The 19811-nt window shown below is 38.1% G+C and carries 15 protein-coding genes; 2 read left to right on the forward strand and 13 right to left on the reverse strand.

Going from position 1 to position 19811, the window contains the following annotated elements; translation table 11 throughout:
- Window positions 1-177: 177 nt before the first annotated feature.
- Together FA047_RS12030 and FA047_RS12035 are read left to right on the forward strand one after the other, a co-directional pair.
- Window positions 178-975, forward strand: a complete 798-nt coding sequence (locus FA047_RS12030) for a DUF4382 domain-containing protein (protein WP_136836316.1) — start codon at window positions 178-180, stop codon at window positions 973-975.
- Between the two features lie 31 nt (window positions 976-1006).
- Window positions 1007-1507, forward strand: coding sequence for a hypothetical protein (locus FA047_RS12035; protein ID WP_136836317.1), 501 nt, complete (start codon window positions 1007-1009; stop codon window positions 1505-1507).
- Window positions 1508-1579: 72 nt separating this feature from the next.
- Here FA047_RS12035 and FA047_RS12040 read toward each other — a convergent pair whose 3' ends face one another.
- The 13 genes from FA047_RS12040 to FA047_RS12100 form a co-directional block, all read right to left on the reverse strand.
- The gene (locus tag FA047_RS12040) at window positions 1580-2749 is read right to left on the reverse strand and encodes an aldose epimerase family protein (protein ID WP_136836318.1); all 1170 of its coding nucleotides are present in this window, start codon (window positions 2747-2749) and stop codon (window positions 1580-1582) included.
- Window positions 2750-2971: 222 nt separating this feature from the next.
- A complete protein-coding gene (locus FA047_RS12045) occupies window positions 2972-3190 on the reverse strand; it encodes a hypothetical protein (RefSeq protein WP_136836319.1) in 219 nt (72 codons plus the stop codon).
- A gap of 174 nt (window positions 3191-3364) precedes the next feature.
- Window positions 3365-4339, reverse strand: coding sequence for a 3-keto-disaccharide hydrolase (locus tag FA047_RS12050; RefSeq protein WP_136836320.1), 975 nt, complete (start codon window positions 4337-4339; stop codon window positions 3365-3367).
- Between the two features lie 608 nt (window positions 4340-4947).
- On the reverse strand, window positions 4948-5151 hold the full coding sequence (locus FA047_RS12055) for a hypothetical protein (RefSeq protein ID WP_136836321.1): 204 nt from the start codon (window positions 5149-5151) through the stop codon (window positions 4948-4950).
- 3 nt (window positions 5152-5154) lie between these two features.
- Window positions 5155-5394 carry a hypothetical protein gene (locus tag FA047_RS12060; RefSeq protein WP_131607084.1) on the reverse strand — a complete coding sequence of 80 codons (240 nt, stop codon included), beginning with the start codon at window positions 5392-5394 and terminating at the stop codon, window positions 5155-5157.
- 634 nt (window positions 5395-6028) lie between these two features.
- Window positions 6029-8062, reverse strand: coding sequence for a DUF5689 domain-containing protein (locus tag FA047_RS12065; RefSeq protein WP_136836322.1), 2034 nt, complete (start codon window positions 8060-8062; stop codon window positions 6029-6031).
- A 42-nt stretch (window positions 8063-8104) separates the two neighbouring features.
- Window positions 8105-8962, reverse strand: coding sequence for an endonuclease/exonuclease/phosphatase family protein (locus FA047_RS12070; RefSeq protein ID WP_136836323.1), 858 nt, complete (start codon window positions 8960-8962; stop codon window positions 8105-8107).
- 2 nt (window positions 8963-8964) lie between these two features.
- On the reverse strand, window positions 8965-10482 hold the full coding sequence (locus tag FA047_RS12075) for a RagB/SusD family nutrient uptake outer membrane protein (protein WP_136836324.1): 1518 nt from the start codon (window positions 10480-10482) through the stop codon (window positions 8965-8967).
- A gap of 11 nt (window positions 10483-10493) precedes the next feature.
- Window positions 10494-13877: a SusC/RagA family TonB-linked outer membrane protein gene (locus FA047_RS12080; RefSeq protein WP_136836325.1), complete on the reverse strand. Its 3384-nt coding sequence runs from the start codon at window positions 13875-13877 to the stop codon at window positions 10494-10496.
- A 148-nt stretch (window positions 13878-14025) separates the two neighbouring features.
- Window positions 14026-14973 (reverse strand): FecR family protein, encoded by a 948-nt coding sequence (locus tag FA047_RS12085; RefSeq protein WP_136836326.1) that lies wholly within the window; start codon window positions 14971-14973, stop codon window positions 14026-14028.
- A 66-nt stretch (window positions 14974-15039) separates the two neighbouring features.
- A complete protein-coding gene (locus tag FA047_RS12090) occupies window positions 15040-15639 on the reverse strand; it encodes an RNA polymerase sigma factor (RefSeq protein WP_136836327.1) in 600 nt (199 codons plus the stop codon).
- A 555-nt stretch (window positions 15640-16194) separates the two neighbouring features.
- Complete coding sequence (locus FA047_RS12095) at window positions 16195-17574, reverse strand: thioredoxin family protein (protein WP_136836328.1); 1380 nt, start codon at window positions 17572-17574, stop codon at window positions 16195-16197.
- A gap of 2 nt (window positions 17575-17576) precedes the next feature.
- Entirely contained in the window at window positions 17577-19811 is a 2235-nt protein-coding gene (locus tag FA047_RS12100; protein WP_169304396.1) for a redoxin domain-containing protein, read from the reverse strand.

The following is a 19811-nucleotide window of genomic DNA, read 5'->3' on the forward strand; positions in this document are numbered from 1 at the left end:
CCTTAAAACACTAACATGTTTCATCGTCGCCACGACTATCTAATTGGTATCAAAGATCATTTGCCAACATGAAATTCAGATGAAATTTTAAGATAATTAAAATAATTTTTGAATTTCATGTTGTTTTCATGTTCGTGCCCCAGCTTTGACCATTATTTTAAAGTAAAACATCATACCATGAAAACGAAATTTGCTATTTTAACCTCAATAGTTGTACTATTAGCTATTGGAACATTCATCGGCTGTAAAAAGGAAAACAGCACCGCAGGCACAACCAAAGTAGAAATTAAAATGACCGATGCGCCTGGTGACTTTGACGCCATCAATCTAAGTGTAAAAGAGGTTGTACTGGTTTCTGCTGGAAAACCTTATTCCTTCGAAGTAGATCGTGGGATATTTAACATCCTGGATTTTAGAATCGGAACGGCCAGACCTGACATTCTTATCGCAGACGGAGAAATGCCTTCTGGTGAAATCACAGAGATCAGATTGATCCTCAATGACAGCGGAAATACAATTGTTGTAAACGGCGTTCAACAGGAGCTTAAAACACCAAGTGCACAAAGCTCGGGATGGAAAGTGAAACTGAAAAGCAACCCTCAATTGACACCTGGCATCACCTATTCTCTTTTACTTGATTTTGATGCAGCCAAATCAATCGTAAGTACAGGAAATGGAAAATTCCTCTTAAAACCCGTTGTTAGAGGAATTACTGAAGCTACTTCAGGAATGATCACTGGCACGGTTTTACCAATTGAAAGTCATCCGGAAATACTGGTAATCGCGGGAACAGATACTGTAGGTACTGTACCTGATGCAATCACTGGAAAATTCACTATTGGCGGTCTTAGCACAGGAAATTATAGTGTAAAGTTTGTTCCCGTTACAGGTTATCAAGAGAGCACCATTACCAATGTGGGGGTGACCAACGGACAGATCAACAATCTGGGCACCATTACATTGAAAAACAATTAATATCATCACACACTTATAAAATGCAACCAACATGAAAAAGTTATTTTTTTTAGCGCTTTTAGGAACCCTGGGTCTGGTTTCTAACAGCACAACGGCACAGATCAACGTTAATGTTAATATCGGTTCTCAACCTTTATGGGGGCCTGTCGGTTATGATCATGTAGATTATTATTATCTGCCAGACGTAGAAAGTTATTATTATGTACCTACCAGGGAATTTATTTACTTGAGTAATGGAAAATGGGTTTTTGCATCCGGTTTACCATCAAGATATAGTAGCTATAACCTGTATAATGGATATAAGGTAGTGATCAACTCACCTACCCCATATCGTTATTTTAGTGATCATAAAGTAAAGTACAAAAAATACAAATCACACCATTCCCAGCCGATCATTCGCAACAGTAAGAGTGAAAAGTACTATGTGGTACAGGGACATCCGGGAAATAACGGTAAAGCCTATGGAAAAGTTAAAGTAAAAGGCAATAACGGGAATGGAAAAGGTCATGGCAATGGTAAAGGCAAACATTAACCGCTAAGCATACGCTTAACAAAAAAGGCCCGGATCAGCAATTGACCCGGGCCTTTTTGTAACTATTTAAAACTATTTGCTTGCAAATTTATATATGGATGAAGTTTTATAAGTTTGTCCCGGACTTAAAACTGTCGAAGGAAAAGCCACCTGGTTTGGTGAATCAGGAAAGTGCTGTGTTTCCAATGCAAGAGCAGTTCTGAAGTCATCTTTAGTGCCACCTTTAAATACGTTTTTACTTTGCATGAAGTTGCCGCTATAAAACTGCAAACCTGGCTCCTGCGTATAAATATCCATTACAATTCCTGATTTATCCCCTTTTACAGTTCCTGCATGCGTCATTCCCATTCCCTTAGTACCATTCAGTACAAAATTGTGGTCATATCCTTTTCCAGCTTTCAGTTGATCATTAGCCTCTTCAATTCTTTTTCCAATAGTAGTCGCTGTAGTAAAATCAAATGGCGTAGCCTTTACACTTATATTTTTCCCTAACGGAATCAATGTCGTGTCTACCGGAGTATACTGGTCTGCAAAAATCTGTAAATTGTGATTCAATATTGTTCCGCTGCCCTCTCCATTCAGGTTAAAGAAAGCATGATTGGTCAAATTGACAACTGTCTTTTTATCTGTAGTTGCCTCGTAATCCATTTTCAGTTCGTTATCATCCGTAAGCGTATAAGTAACTTTCACATTCAGATTGCCGGGAAATCCCTCTTCCATATCCTTCGATAAATAAGAGAGTACCAGCGTTTGTGCATCAGGCCGACTGGCATCCCAAACCACATACTGATATCCTTTTTTCCCGCCATGCAATGTATTCGCCCCATTATTGGTGAACAAAGTATATTCTTTGCCATCTAAACTAAACTTACCTTTGGCAATCCTGTTGCCGTACCTGCCTATAGTGGCGCCAAAATAGGGTTCTGTCGACTTTTCAAATCCTTCTACACTATCAAATCCAACTACTACATCAACCAGTTTTCCGGATCTGTCCGGAACCAGCAAACTCACTAAACGGCCGCCATAGTTTGTGAAGGCAGCCTCCATATTATTTTTATTCTTCAGCACATATAAATTGGTTTTCTTACCGTCAATTTCTTTTTGAAACTTCGTACTGTCTAAAGCATGGGCGACACTTGAACTGTCAGATGTACCTCCTGTTGTATTTGTATGTGTACCTTGATTACAGGCAGCAAAAGAGCATAACAATGCAGCTGCAACGGATAATTTTAATGCGTTCATTTATTTAATATGGTTTTTAAATGGTTAGACTAAATATTTTGATAAACTGTTTTAGCAATACCAAATTAGTGTTTTTTATTTTAAAACTCAAACTTCACGCGTACTAAAGAGCAACCTTCCACTTCGTGCGTACCTTGTTCGTACCTAGGTATTACCTCGCTCTCAAAACGGTACTTATTAGCGAAGGAGGTACGCACTAGGTAATAACGAGGTAATATCCAGCTACGACGGAGTCTCCAATGGTTTAATTTTATCGGTTTTATAGTTAAAGCTTCCATCTGCATTAACCATAATACTATCCTTAAAATTGCCCGTACTTGGCGAGAGTTCAAGTACCTTGTTTTTACAGTTGAGTAACTTTCCGCTGATTTTTGTTTTTTGCTGGGCCAAACCAGACAGGGCGAGCAAAAAGAGCACTAATAAATTGATGATTTTCTTCATTTGTTTATAATTAATGATTTAAAACTCAGCAATTCATTTATAGATAAAAATATACAAGCAGTATGCATTTGAAGGAGATTAGTATTTACATAGCTGTAAGCAGTATTGACAATTCATTTATAGCAAAAAAGCCCGGATTAACCCGAGCCTTTTGTAAATCATCAAATGGGATAATTATTTAGCTGGTGTGATTACAATTTTTCTGAATTCAACCGGCATGTGATCTCCCTGCAGATATATAGGCCCAGGTTCGCCCTCATTACTATCCAGCGCACCACCGGTAATACCAGGAATCTCCTGATTACTGATAATAGTTTTGCCATTTGCTACTACAGTAACCAGACGGCCTACAAGGGTAATGTCGTAAGTTTGCCACTGACCAGGCCCTAGTGTTACCATTTCATTGGCCGTTAAAAAGCCATAGATACCTCCAAATAATACACTGTTAGGATGTGCATCTTTCTTACTATCTTCTATCTGGGTTTCATACCTGCCCCTTAAGTACACACCACTATTTCCCCCTTCAGGATATTTAAATTCCACATGCAGTTTAAAGTCATTAAATTTCTGTTCGGTAATCAGGTTTGAGCCTGCCGTAGGGCTGGTCAAAATGCCATTTTTCACTACCCATTGGTTTTTGCCGCTGGCTTTCCATCCTGCCAGATCCTTGCCGTTAAACAAATTGATCGGCTTGCCCCATACAGGTGCTGATGTTCTTTTTAAATAAGGAGCTTTTACACCCTTCCAGCTATATTTTTTGCCATCGCAGTCGGTCATAGTTCCCTGCATTCCTCCTGCAGTCAGTTCTCCTTCTATCACCAAATTCTGAGCTCCGCTCTCCCATTGAGGCGGAACTTCAAACCTGAACTTACCGTTATCGAACTTCACTTCCGATACCGGACGCGCACTACCTGCGGTAGATACGAAATAACCCACCAGTGTTTTAAAACCCGATAGTTTTACTTCAAGCCATGAAGGGGCAGATTTACCATTTACATCAACAGTAATATCCCAGCGACCGATCAGGTCTTTAGGTTCAGCTGATGATTGTGTTATCGAAAATCCGTTGCCCGTCGCGGCAAACATACTTTCGGCAGAACCGGCCATCAACAGGCAGCTCATACCAAATACAAGAATTCTTTTACGCATAAATGTTTTTAATTTGAAATCATTTGTGTCTTATGCTCTTAGCTAACAAGTGGCTCCAAGCCATGAGTAATTGACGACAAGATAAGTAAAAAACTTTTTATGCTTTTTACTCCGAGGGAAATTACAAACTATTTTTAGTCCTTTTTAACAATATCCTATAACCTGCCGGCGTATAAATATATTTTTCAACGACAGAAACTCTATAGCTATCATTTGACTGATAGTTCATATACATTAACAGTTCTTGATGTAGTATTTTCTTTTTTTGGGTGAAACTTTAGATCGAGATGAACTTATAAGACGACTCAGATCCACTTAAATAATGATCATAACTAGTACGCATTTTGTATGATTATAATTGTAGCTCATTACACCCCTACTTGTAGCTCATTAATAATTAAAAATGAGCTACATTTGTATAAACAGTGAGCTACAATTTATCATTTAAATATTATGCAAGGAAAAAATACTAACCTAATACTTGATTACTTAAAAAATCATCCATTAAGTTCGTCCAAAGCAATTTATGATGCATTGAGCGAAAAAGTAGCCTATGCAACGGTAAAACGCATTTTATCGAACCTTTCCACTCAAGGAATGGTTGTTTCTTAAGGAAAGTCTAAGGCTACTAAATACTCAGTAAGTGCTTCATCTTTCCCACTATCAATCGCTTGTTTGGCTAAATCCTTTGTTCGAGACTTATAAACATCGGTCATCAAAATCTCAAAACTTTCAAGCTCATTTAACCGGGTTCTAATAAATGTTGATTTACCAGCGGCATTGCAACCAGCTACGAAGATTAGCTCTGGCATATACTAGTCCAATTTCTTAATAATAGTATCCTTAACCTCCACAGGCATATCATTTTCATCAGTAATAACTTCAAGTGAGACAAGGAATTTTTCACCACTTGGTAATTCTTTACGCCATAAACCGCCATCTTCAGCAAACTGAGCATAAAATGGATTGCCTAATTCAAACGCCCTCTGACGTCCTAATTCATGCATATTTCCCATATTTTTTAAAAGGCGGTCAACAACTGAAGAAACTCCCATGGTGGTAATTTTATTTGCTAGATCCCATTATCTAAACTTATTCAAAATTTGAATAATCAAATATAGTAACACTATATTACAAATATTTCAATTGAAATAAAAAAGAAGTTAGTAATACGTATTTGAGTGCAGTAAAGACGTATATGCCACAAAGAAGCCTTTAAATCTTGCGATCTAAAGGCTTCTTTCGTCGTCCTGCCTGTACAAATTTCGAACCTTTTCCTGCATGATTTGAGGTTATTAGCGAATTTGATGCTTCCAGAAAAATTATAAATTTTAATTCGAATACTGGAATCCATAAACCAGGAAGTCCTTTTTGATTAGTTTGATTGAGCAAAAATGACTAACACACAAATGAACATTTGAATGGAATTCGAAACTGGTGTGAGAAATTTTTAAGTTTTCCTGCAAAAAATAAATTAACGCATGCTGCTATCCGACATCAACCTGACAAAAATCATTAAATCTGAAACTATAAACCTTCACAAGCAATCTAAGTGGGTATTTCAGCGAAAGTATCCACTGATTTCGCGTTTATACACGTTAAGAGAGCGGTCTGAGAAAAAGCACTATCTACGCTAAAAAGCGTAAATAGTGCTAAAAGTATAAGATTAGAATTCTTCATTAATTTGTTTTACTTGTTGTACTTTAAAGAGATGTGTCCAAAATGAATTGGCGCTGCAGTACTAAATGTACCGCCTACATCGCTGGTAGCACTACCAACATTACGATTCTTAGCCTTTATACGGATATATAAATTGCTTAAGCCTAAGGTAGCTGTTGGTAAGTTTACATTAATCACTTTAAATCCTGGCACTTGAGTAAGCAATGTACTTGTAAAATTCACAATATCTTGGAGAGTAAAATCGGCAACAGCTTGCCATGTACCTGCATCCATATTGCCTTGGTTAGACCATTCGATAGTCCATTCTCTTGGTGCACCGGCAGCCATCACTCCATCAATTTGCAAAGAAAGCGGTTTGGTGATATTAGCAGTCGAAACTTGAATCACCACACCACCACCACGGTTTTTGGTTGTATTCCATAAGCCTCTTGTAGCAATTCCACCATTAATAATTGCTCCTTTCACCGTAGTTGATTCTGGGATAAGGCCGTTATAATCTGTAGTTGCATAAATACCTGAAGCTGTGGTATAGTTAAGGTCGGCAAAATCAGTATGGCTCAACTTTCCAGTACCAATGCTTGGCGTAAGTGGATTACTAGCAGCCGTAGCACCAGTTTGCAGTTCAGCTCTAAATCTGTCCCACTCTACAAGCACATTTGAAAAACCCTGACTTCTATCGGCTTTTAGTTCGATGTCAGACTGCGCCATAGGTCTAATTCCATATTTACCGATGTTACCACCATAACGAGCATTAGTTTCATGTACAAGCACTCCGCTAATGGTTCCTGAACCCTGTGGAACTTGCACACCATTACGGCGATAAGGCACGGCACTATTTAACATCATATACATGCTATTGCCATTAATGTCTCTGATATTGGTTGGGTAGGTATCTACTCTAAATTCGTATCCTTCGTTAATGTTGTAATATGATCCTGCAGAAATTGAAATTTCTACATCCTTTAGTTTAACATAAGTATAAACATCATCATCCACTACATCCTTCATGTAAAGCTCGCGTACAACCAATGGTGTGGTTTGCTCTACCTTTTCCATTACGTTAAGCGACGGAACATCAGAAATGGTGGTCGTATTAGGGCTCGTTGTTTTAACTATAGTTGTATTTTTTAACCAAAGCTTAATTCTTTCGTTTTTACTAAAAATGTGATCTCCAGCCGTTTTCATTTTCAGCTTTAATCCCGATTTCCCATCTAAGCTTTGCACATATACAGTTATTGTACTTTCTGTTTTATCAATAATATGCTTATTGCTAGCTGCATTTGGATTCAGCGTCACATTTGGATTTCCCTTATCAACCAATACAACACCTTCTAAATACACATCTTCGTTAACGACTCCTGCAGGCAATGATTTGATATAACTAAAATCTTTTAATACGGCATTATCATAGCCAGCACGAGGACTTTGAGTAATTATAATCGAGTCTTTAACCGTAGTGCCTAAAGCATCTAGGTAAGAAAGACGCAAAACTGCTTGCCTTGCAATAGAAGATGCACTAGAGGCTACATTTACAAAAAGATAAGTTCCATCATAAGTAACATTAGACACCCAGTTTTCTTGACCTGTTGTTCGAAAGACGACCTCCTTGGTGATTTTCTCAAAAGGAACATTTGTTGACAGTAAGCTTTTCATCTTGCTATTTGCTGCAATGGCGTTCATATTAACATCCACAAGATTTAAAGTAGGCGTTAATCCTCTTTGCTGTAAAAGAACAGTATCTACTTTAGCACCTGCTTTAACAAAAATTTTAACCGCGCGAGGCAGCTGACCTTTATTAGCGGTAACAGTGGCTAAAAATTCAGATTTACCACTTCCACCAGTTTTATCCAATTTTACCCAGTCGTTATTCTCTGCACTTAACTCCCATCTATCATCGGCAAATACCTGAATGCGGGTACTGGCGGCAGAGTCTGCCAATCTTACAATATTTGCGTTTAATGCTAGATCGGCACTAAACTCTATCAAATTCTGTTTTTTACAGCCCCATAAGGTTAGGAGGGCTACAGATACGCACAACGTCATTTGGACGTATGATTTTCTTGAATTCAAAAAGCGTTTCATCATTTAATTTTGTTTTAATTCGATAATCAAGGGTAAGTGGTCCGAATACTTTTTAGTAAAGTCATCACGTATAAACTTCCCTCTAACTAATTTCTTTTTAAGATCTTTAGATACATAGATGTAATCTATTCGATATTTTCCTGGAATAATTTCTTTCGCATTTGCAGGCTCTTCATCAGCCAAATGTTTCAAGATATCAATCAAGCCAAAATCTAAAATTTTCTCTTGCACTTCATAATCTATTCCTTCGCCGTTAACAAGGTTATTATGGGCCGCATTTTTAAGCTTTGCATCTTTAAAGCGTTGCACCAATTGTCCATCAGCATGGCTTGCTTGATCCAGTGGTGAGTACGAATTAAAATCGCCCATTACAATCAGCTTTTTAGTAGTATTATTAGCTTTAATCTTCGCTAAAATTGTTGTAATTTCTTGTCTGCGTACATCGTATTTATGCGGATTTAAATGCAATACTACTATGTTGTATCCATTTACGGTTGCGGTAATAAAGCCATGGGTAATGTTCTCATTTATTTTCTGAACATCGGTAATTGGAAACCGCGAAGTTAAGGCTACAGGATACCCTGTCGCTTTTACAATCATGCTATAATCATGTCCATAGCTTTTAGCTAATGCGGCTAAAGTTTCGGAAGTAAATTTATTGGCCTCCTGTAGTGCTAGAATATCAGGATCTTGGTCTTTTACCCATTGTACAAATTGTTGTTTGCCCGGAGTAACGTCGGTTTTCATGCCTTCTAGAATATTATAACTCAGTACCCTTAATGGGTCCTGGGCAAAGGCCGACCAGCCCACTGAAAACAAGGCTGTAAATAGTATCAATGTTTTTTTTATCATTTTCATCATTTCTATTTATAAGTGTTATTATGTAATTTTCCATCAGAGCGTAAGATTTCGTTATCTGGAATAGGATAATATTGGTGATACGGGCGCACGTTTTGCTTAATATCAATAAATTCGTTGGCAACCGTATTTATAATAGAATCGTACCAAATTCCCCACCTTACTAAGTCCCATTTACGGCCGTATTCGCCCATAACTTCTCGCGCACGTTCTGCTTTAACTTCCTCAAAAAACTCGGCTTTACCTGGGTATGCTGGCAGCTCTAGATTAATAGGAGTTGATGCACCTACTGAAGCTCTTCGTTTCACTTGATTAATCGCATCTAGTGCAACTGAAGACTGACCTAATTCATTTGCACATTCTGCAATCATCAATAAAGCATCGGCATATCTAAATACTTTTTGGTTATTGCCATCAGAAAGGTTGTCCATCCCAGGGCACCAAAATTTTGGTCCCATCCAAGGTTTACCAGTTCCATTTGCCGATAGCGGGCGCGCAAAGCTTTGTCCATTGTAGCTGTAAGCTAAAATGATATTTCTACGTGGATCCCAAACATCATATAAGCTCATATAATAAGCAGATGGGGTAACTGAAGTAAAAGGATTTGCTTTACTTCCCAATTCCGGAATATTAATACCATTATAAGTACTTGTATTAGCAGTACGCGATGGCGTAAAGTAACATGCTACCGATGTGACCTTTTTTAGCCCTGTAGCCGACCAGGAAAATTGCACTTCAAAAATTGACTCTGGTGTATTCTTATTTCTAAAATAGGTATCCTCTAATGAATATTGCGCCAATGAGCCATAAATGGTTCTAATTTCTTCTAACGCAGTTAAAGCTGTTTGGTATTCCTTCTCCCACATTGCCATTTTTGCAATAAGCATGTAGGCCATTGATGAGGAAATACGATTGCCAGGCACATCGGAGGTTTTAAGATTTGGTAAATCAGGTGCATACTTTTGAAGCTCTGTAATTAATTCTTTCCTAGTGTCACTTGCACTCATTCTACCCAATGCATTTACCTTTTCCATAGTTACTAAATTCGCTACGTGATCTTTATAAAAAGGCACGTCACCGAAAGTAGATGTTAATACATAATAATATAAGGCCCTAAGCGCTACAGCTTCTGCAATTAAAGCCGGTTTTTTATCTTCTGCAATTGGCGATTTGGTAATGCCATCGATAGCAGAATTACAATACATCACACCTTGATAACTCGACGTCCACAAGCCCTTTCCCATTCCTGGGTTAGAAGGCGACAATTCGAAGCGCGTTTCGTTATTTTGGTTACCTAAGAATGCTAAATCGGTAATTCCCTCATTAGCCAACATTAGTCCTTGATTAAAAATGCTAGTTAGCGGATTATAGCATCCATTTAAAGCCGCAATACATTGCGCTTCACTTTTGAAAAATTGTTCTGGCGAGACAAAATCCAGTGCCTGCTCATCAAGCATCTTTTTACAAGAAGTGCTTAGCACCGCCATAGCAATTAATACGATATAATAAAATTTATTTCTCATCTTAATTTAATTTAAAACTTAACTTGAACACTAAAGGTTACTGTTCTGGCATTAGGGTAAGCGCCATTATCCATTCTTCTAATGGTAGAACTTCCACTTTCTGTAGAAACCTCTGGATCGTAGCCATTGTATTTCTTTAATAAGAAAATATTATTTCCTGCTATTGTGAATACCACAGACTTTAATTTATTATTGCTTGTTTTTGCTAGATCCCATACATAACTTACTGAAGCATTCTTTAACCTCAAGAATGAAGCGTCGTAAATGAATCGATCGTTCGGAATATCATCTTTCGACTCAGCACGTGGAATATCGGATGTAGGGTTTCTGACCGGATGCCATGCATTAGCCATATACCTGTATTGGTTAGAAAGATAAGTTCCTGTACCCATGAACAATTCTGTGGGATTGTAAATTTTTCCACCTAACGAATAATTGAAATACACGTTGACATAGAATTTTTTATACCTGAAGCTGTTTTGCAATCCGCCATAAACTTTCGGATCTGCATTGCCCATGTATATTAAATCGTCATTATTCAATACCCCATCATTATTCTGGTCAATATAGCGTTGGCGACCTGGAGAATAAAAAGGTGTAGATGATGACACATATTTCTTGTCAATTTCATTCTGAGTAATCTCTGCTTGATTTTTCCAAACACCTGCATATTGCATACCCCATAATGCATTTAAAGGGCGTCCAGCAACATAGCCATACATCATATAATTGCCGCCGTAAGGATTAATATAGGCCGAAACACGCTCTAAACCACCAATATCATCTACCATTTGCTTATTGTGGCCAATGGTAATGGTCGAATTCCAATAAAAGTTTTTCTTAGTTATATTTTTAGTGCCTACCGTTAACTCTGCCCCATTATTAGACGTTTCACCGATATTTGTTAAACGGCTAGTAAATCCACCTTGGTTAGGTAATTGTACCGTTAACAATAAATCATTAGTGCGCGATTGATAAAGTTCAAAGCTTAAGTCGAGCTTTCCTTTAAAAAAGGATGCATCAATACCTAGGTTAGCCGATTTTGTTTTCTCCCAAGTTAAACCTTCATTAGCAATTCGACTCGGAACATACGACACTGGAATTGCACCATCGAATATATAACCACTTGCAATTGAATTTAGCATCGCTAAGGATTGATAAACTCCAACCGCATCATTACCCGCTAAACCGGCACTAAAACGAAGAGATAAATCATCAATGGCTTTTACACTTTTAAGGAATTTTTCACTTTTTAAATTCCATTTAACTGCTGCCGATGGAAAAAAGCCCCATTTATGACTTGCAGCGAAATTAGAACCTGCATCGAACCTTCCAGTTAATGTTAAATAATATTTACTGCTTAAGTTATAATTTAATCGTCCTAAGTGCGAAACCCTGCTTCTATCTTCTAAACTCGAAGCCGCATTTAAGGTTTCTTTTGAAGGTACTGCCGCTAAATCATTTGTATTCACGTCATCGATAAAATAACCATCACCGCTAGCAGACAAGTCTGAGATCCAGTTGTTTTGTACGGTAAAGCCATATAATGCATCGATTTTATGTTTGCGATTTAAAAGTGTACTGTATGAAATTGTATTTTCGTTTAAGATATTATTGGACCGATACGCGCGCTTATAAGCATAAGCCCCTGTTGCCTTATTTGCTCTAGTAGGCAGCGTAGATGGTGAAAAATTATCATCAAAACGGTTATAATCGTATAAAGAAACACTGCTTTTAATCGTTAAGCCTTTAAACGGTGTTACTTCTAAAAATCCCATAGGCGATAGGGTCTTCTTTAATTGATCTTTTCTAGTTAGTTTAGAAACGGCCAATGGCGAATCGAATAAGGTTCCAGAATACCATTGCGAATTCCAATCGTTAAAACTACCATCTGGCTTGTATGCTGGAATAGTTGGCGATAAAAAGATTGTAGACTTGTACCATAAAGTTTGCGTACCTACGTCGGCTTTGTTTATTTCATGATCAATATAAGAATAGTTAATTCTTAGTCCACCTTTTACAAATTTGCTAAAGGTTTGATCCAAATTTAAACGTAACTGGTAACGTTTCATACCACTTGCAAGAATAATACCTTGATTATTACTGTAATTTCCAGAAAAATAATAACGGGTAGATTTACTTCCACCACTAGCGGTAATGGTGTGGTTTTGATAAGGGGATGTACGCGTAATTTCTTTTGTCCAATTTGTCCCATCTCCAAGCGAGGCAGGATTTGGGAATGGGTAATCTTCCAAAGGTCTAGTCTGATTGGCAGCTGCAGAAAAATAGAAACGATCATTCATAAGCTCAGACCATTCCTGCGCATTCATTAAATCTAAAAAGCGAGGTAACTGAGAAATTCCTCCGTCAGCTCTGTACACAATTTCTTGCTGACCATCTTTTCCGCGTTTGGTGGTAATTAATACTACACCATTACTACCTCTCGAACCATAAATGGCTGTAGAAGAAGCATCTTTTAAAACCTGAAGCGTTTCAATATCGGCAGGGTTAATATCATTCATACTACTTACTGCATCCATAACACCATCTACTACATATAACGGCTCATTGGTAGCAGAAATAGACCGCGTACCACGAATACGGATAGATGTACCTGCACCAGGTTCTCCTGAAGTTGAAACCACCTCTGCACCAGCAATTCTACCTTGCAACATCTGGTCAACACGTTGTACCGGAATATCTTGTATATCACTAATATTTACGGTAGAAACAGCACCCGTAAGATCTTTGCGTTTTACTTCGCCATAACCAACCACCACCACTTCATTAAGTTTATTTTGTGATTGAACTAGGGTAAAGTTTGCGGTCATATCCTTTCCACTCTGGACAATAATTTTTTTGCTTTGGGATTGATACGAAATATAGCTCGCTTCAAGGGTGAAGGTGCCTGGGCGTACACTCATTGAATATGCGCCATCTTTATCCGTATTAAGTGTCCTGTTAAGCTCAATTAGCCTGACATTCGCACTTGATAAGGGCTGCCCCTCTCCGTCGAATACTTTTCCAGATACTTTTACCTGCTCTTGCATTCTAGAAATGATGATTAAACCATCTCTCTCTTTAAATTCATACGAGTTTGGATTTAATAATTTTTTAAGAACAGAATTAAGCGATTGATTTTCAAACTTCTCATTCTCAATATTAACTCTATCCAAGCCTAAATCTCTAGTAAAGCCAAAGTCGACTTTAGTCTTTGCTTGTAAGTCGAGCACTACCTCGTGTAAGCTTCGGTTTTTATACACAGTTGTAACTTTTTTCTCTAATATCTGTGCTTTACTATCAGTTGCATAAAGCATTGGAACCGTCATAACTAACAAGACATAGAGTACACAGGTAATATTCTTATACCACTTTAATTGCGGTAAAACGTTCATAATTTAATAGATTAACTTTTTAAACAGCTATTTTAGCTATCTTTGAAGTGGTGTTTAATAATAGTTTGTTTGTTAAAGTGCTTGGACTACATGATTTCATTTCGTGTATGGAGCATATTAATGGCAGGTAAAATACAAGCCCTAGTTTTTAGTAAATAACGATTGTATTCCCCTCCTTTCTATACTTTTTCTTTGTGAGTTCACAAAATTGATTTAGGGATTGCTTGAGCGTTCGAGACGAACGAATAGTAAAGTTATAGCGTTCGTTGATCACTCTCTTACTTGTAGTTGTTAAATTAACTCCATACACATTAAACATCACTGTAACTAGTTCATCAAAAGATGCTCTATCTAAAACAGAAATCCCTTTACGCCAAAGCGCCTCTGGGATGGCCTCTCGTATTAAAGTTTGAAAGGTTTTACCTCTTTTATTATAAACCAGCAGCTGGTTCGCTATCAAAGGCACCCCATTATTCACTTGAACTTTACCACTTTTAACCGCCACTCTTATTTCATTTATACTTTTATGGCCTTGGATGTTAAATGATGTACCTAATACTTTTACCTGCAATTCGCCAACTTGGATTTTAAACGGATGCTTTTTATCTTTTCTTACTTCGAAAAAAGCCTCTCCATCTAATTTTACCCTTCTTTCGTTGTGTTTGATGAAACTTTTTTGAACTGATAATGTCGAATTTGCATTTAAGTAAACGAGGGTGCTATCAGGAAGCCGCAATTCTTTAAATTCATTCACACCGGTGCGGTATTCGCTATAGAGCGTAGATATAGCTTCATTTTTAGGTGGAAAAGGCTTTAAAAGAAACAACGCTAGGATCGAAAATGCAGTTATTCCTGCGGCAATTCCTCCTAGCTTTTTCCATAGCGGAATATGGTAGGGTTCAGTTTTAGGATTATTCACCCGATCGATAATTCGCTGTGCTAGTTTTTGGCTATTATCCCTGGCTTCAAGCTGCGAAATATCGTCGCTATCAAGCTGAAAAGATTCAAGCCAACTCTCTACTATAAAGCGCTCGGCTTTGGTAGCAGTATCAGCTAGATACTTTTCGATTAGAATTTTTAATTTGTTATCGTTCAATTTTTCTCTTTTATACTACTAAGAGACATGAACTACTGAAAAGTATATTACTTTTTAAAAATAAAATTAGGATAGCGATAAAGCCGCTAAGATAGCTAGGTTTAGGGAATGGCTAAGTTCGGGATGCCTTGTTAAAATAGCTTCTTTAACTCGTCGTTTTAATTGCATATTATAAGTTTTAACCGTCTGTTCCGCAAGGCCAAGTGCCTGCGCTATCTCTCTGATAGAATGATCCTCGCCCCTCAAATAGAAAATTTGTTGCATGTGTGGGGGAAGTGAGTTTACAACTTGCGAGATGGTTGCTTGAACTTCGGAAGCTTCCATTAGTTCTAAAACTGTTGACTGTATTTGACTTAGCCGCTTACCTAAATAATCGAGCGCTTTAGTTTCTAAGTTCGAACGCATTACCTTGCGTAAAAATTTATGCTTTAAACAAACATACATATAAGAAGAGAAGGATTCGATATTTATTAACTGATGCCTCTTTTCCCATAGATCAGTAAAAATATCCTGCACCAAATCTTCAGCGTCGACTTTGCTTTTTGTAAACTTGAAGGCTTTTATGGTTAAATCGGGTGAGAGATGATAAACAATCTGGGCAAATGCAGTTTGATCTCCTTCTCTTATCCTTTGTAACAGTACTTGCGAATTAAACTGGTTATTCATAATATGACTTCGATTTTTCTCACTCCAATTTTAATCAAGCCTAATTACCCTTGAGTTAAAATAACATTAATATTAAGTTAAACTACACTTAATCTATCATGATAAATTATTTATTAATAAAAATAGGATATAATTAATTAGAACCAAAAGAAACGAAGATTTTCAAAGCTATTCGAAAGTGAAACATAAAACAATGAAAGTATCAAACTGAGCAGTATAGAACTTTACTTTCGGGCAGGGTCCTATATTTTCTTTTACTTCGTTAAACCTTCCGTTTCTTTTTTTCTTCGAAATTTAAAGAATTCCACTGTTGTTTTGGTAAAGACTAAAGGTGTGCTGCGTTTTCATAATTTTCTTACCCCTTTTTGGCACGTGCGGTTCAAAAATTCTATGTAACATATTCTTAAGTTCTGTAGTTAAAATAGAATGGCAAACATACTAAACTATTCAGATGGATACCATTTGTGTCCAGTCCTGAATTTACTTGTCGTTCATGCCGGGCCCACACACGAAAGAATCCCACTGCAGTGTAACCAGTGGGATTCTTATTTTAGGTTACCAGAGCATTTCTGGCAGTTCGCCATTTTTTATCTTGGCGGCATTTTCCAGTAAAAGTTTCTGCTTGTCGTTTCCTTGAATAAAACTATCCCTACTGGCTTTCATCATCATTTCGAAGGCCTCGGCTTTTTTTCCAGACTTTAACAATAGTCCTGCATACACTGCTTCAATGGAAAAGTGGGGGAAATAACCCTCTGCCTTTTTAATCCATTCTATAGCCTGTGCAAGCACTCTTGGATCATCAACATTTATGCAAATGGCTTCCGCAGCCTCTCGTAGTTTATAAGAGATATCAAGCATTTTCTGGTTGGCCATTATTCGTTGCATCGTGGCCCAGGTTTCTACTTTTGTTGAATCTTGTTTTCCGCTTACGTAAGGTTCACGCTGTTTAAGATAACTGGTTTTATCAGCTGCAGTCTTCGCCGCAAGATCTAGCTTTAACAAACCATTGTTTACATAATCTTGAGCAGCGGGTATCAGTTTCTTTGCTTGCTTTGTTCCTTTATAATACCGCATTACCGCTCCTTTCAATGCCACATCTATATCCTCTTTTTTAAGTAGCTCCATCAGCTGCCTTTTTACAGACACCACTACGGCAAGCATTTGCTCGTTTTTGTTTTTAATGATCTCGGCATTAAAGTGCTGGTCTGTACCTGCTTCCATTGCACTTAACGAATAGCCTTCTCTCTTTCCAATCAGTTGGTCTATCGCTTTGTGATGAGCGATTACATATTGGTAAAATTTTCCAGCAGGCACAAAGGTCATGTTGGGATCAAAGGCAAAGATGTCGCTCATAAATTCCTTGTCCGATAAATCGGCGGCATTTAGTAACGGAAACACTTCTTCGAGCAGGGTGCCATTTGGTGCTTTAACTACTGCTCTCTTTTTAATATATCCCATTAGAAAATCTTTATCCCTTTTCCCCGCCAGATATTCATCTTCCCATTTGGCCATGGGTTTAGGATCGTGTTTTTCTTTGATGGCAATCGTAGCTTCATTTAAGAATATCTTTGGAATATTATAACCCCCTGACCGGTAAATCAGCTCTCCATCGCCATTTACAAATAAATAGGTGGGATATGACTTTACACTAAATTGTTTGGCTATCTCAATTCCTTCTCCTTTTTCTGCATCAATTTTGTAGTTTACAAAGGCAGGATTAAATACATCGCCCACTTCTTTTAGAGGAAAAACTTCGGCGACCATTTTTTTACATGGACCACACCAGCTCGTATATACATCTACAAATACCAGTTTGTCTTCCTTTTTTGCTTTAGCCAAAACTTCTTTCCATGTACCATGACTAAAATCAATACCTTGGGCTAACAAATTGCCCGTTAATAGAGCCATAAAGGCCAATAAAATATATCTTTTCATTTCTATTTACCAAAAATTTCTTTCAATTTAACATCTAGCTCATTCCCATCGCCTACATAGCGGGCTATAATTCTCCCCTCTTTATCCAACAATATTTTAGTTGGAAATGCCGTAACGCCGTAGGCTTTAACTGCATCAAATTGATCAATGCCTTCATTATTTAATACTTGCATCCAGTTTATTCCATCTTCCTGAATGGCCTTAAGCCAGGCTTTACGACTAGCCTCCAGTGATTGTGCTTGCTCTTGAGCAATCCCGAGTATTTCAAACCCGGCTGATTTGTATTTTGCGTATAGTGATTTTAGATGTGGGTGGGAAGATCGGCATGGTCCGCACCAGCTGCCCCAGAAATCGACCAATACGTATTCTCCTTTTAGGGTTTCTAGGTTAACAAGCTTACCATTTATATCTTTTTTGTGAATAGGAATGGCTTGCTTGCCTATCGCTGTCGCTTCCATATTTGAAATTTTAGTGGTAATACCTTGGGCAAAACCGCTCTTTTTGTGTGCATCGCCTAATTTGTTATATGCGGCTTTCAGCTCTTCAAAATTTAGTGTATTTTGCATTCCCAATAAAAAATACATGCTGACGAGCGAACCTGGATATTGGGCTATAAAATCTAGTTTTAACTGTTTATCGGTGGCGGCGTTTTTCTCTCGCAGTACGGAAAGTTCTTTAAAAACCAGAGAATCTTGTCCGACTTTAAAGGTGTCATGTGCACTTTTCATGGCTATCCAACCTTGATGCTCTAGTTCATTTAGCCTTGACTTTATCCGTTGCCACTCTGCATTGGCCATTCCACCATCTACCTTAGCCATGTATACCTGATCGGCGTTCCCTTCTACCTTAATCTCTTCATTAGTTAAAAAAAGCTGTAATGACGGACCAGGAATAATACCCCTCCCCGAAACGATAGCTAATGCAGGGTTTTTACGCAAACCAAAGTTGGCCAATGTAGGCTCAGCTACCTTTCCTTTAAACACCATCCAGCCATCAACTTTGGTATAAGCGGTGTCTACAACATACCCCCCTCCCTTTTTAGCGTAGGCAATGTAAGGTGTATAGTTGCTTTTTACATCACTTAGTTTAACTTTTAGGGTGTAGCTCTCTTGCACAATCAATTCGCCCAGCTTTTTTTCAAGCTCTTCCCCGCGCAGGTTCTTGGCGAGTATAATGCCATCCGGACTGATAAGAAAGTTTTGGGGCACAGCCCTTACATCATATAAATCGGCCACTGTATTTTTCCAACCTTTTAAATCGCTAACATGAATCCACGGAAGTCCATCTGTTTCAATTGCCTTTAGCCAAGGTTCTTTTTTATCGTCGAGGGAAACTGCTATGATCTCAAAGTTTTTGTCCTTAAACTTGTTATAGGCCTTTACCACATTTGGATTTTCAGCCCTGCAGGGTCCGCACCAGCTTGCCCAGAAATCAAGCAATACATATTTTCCTTTTAGGGAGTCTAGCGATACGGGTTTGCCTTCAGTATCGTTCTGTACGAAATTGATTGCTGGTCTGCCGACATCGGTTTTCATAGCTACCTTTAGCCTGTCGCCTAACGCCTTGCCTTTTAGCGAAGCTTTAATTCTAGCGCTCAACGCCTGATACAATGGACTTATTTTTTCTACATCAATTACACCGCTTCTGCTATCTAGCAAGTCGAGCGTAACATATGAGTCTGGATGCTTATGCATAAATGTCTCCTCCACTTTATTCATATCCAGGCGAATGGCCCGAAGCTGAGGGAATAGCTCATCTCCGGCCTTATCATTCTTTTCTTGGAGGTACTGTTGCATTTTTTGACTAAGCGGCCTCATTTTGTCTTGCAGGGGCTTTAGCTGCGATTGCAATAAAAGATAGTCTGCCTGTGCGGCACCCCCAGTGATCTTAGCAGTTTTAATACTGCTGCCTTCCACGTTAAATGTGTTGTTTTCCAGAAAAAATTCTTGCATATCTGCTGCATTCATTTTTTCCATCGTCATAGGCCCTTTGTCTTCCATAAGGGGTTTTAGCGTAAGTTGTGCTTTTACAGCCTCGGTTACTTTGCCTTTCAGTAAAAAACTACCATTCTTTATGACGGCTGAATCTTTTAGTCGCTGACTACCTAAACTGTAATTCAACATCACTTTTTGTCCTTCGTGTTGACCAGTAATTTTCCCTTTAATCAGGAAACCATTTTGCGCATTTGCAGCAATAGCCAACAGACTAAATACCGCACTTATAAGAATTTTTAACAT

This window comes from Pedobacter frigoris (assembly GCF_005116445.1).
Taxonomy (GTDB): Bacteria; Bacteroidota; Bacteroidia; order Sphingobacteriales; family Sphingobacteriaceae; genus Pedobacter; species Pedobacter frigoris.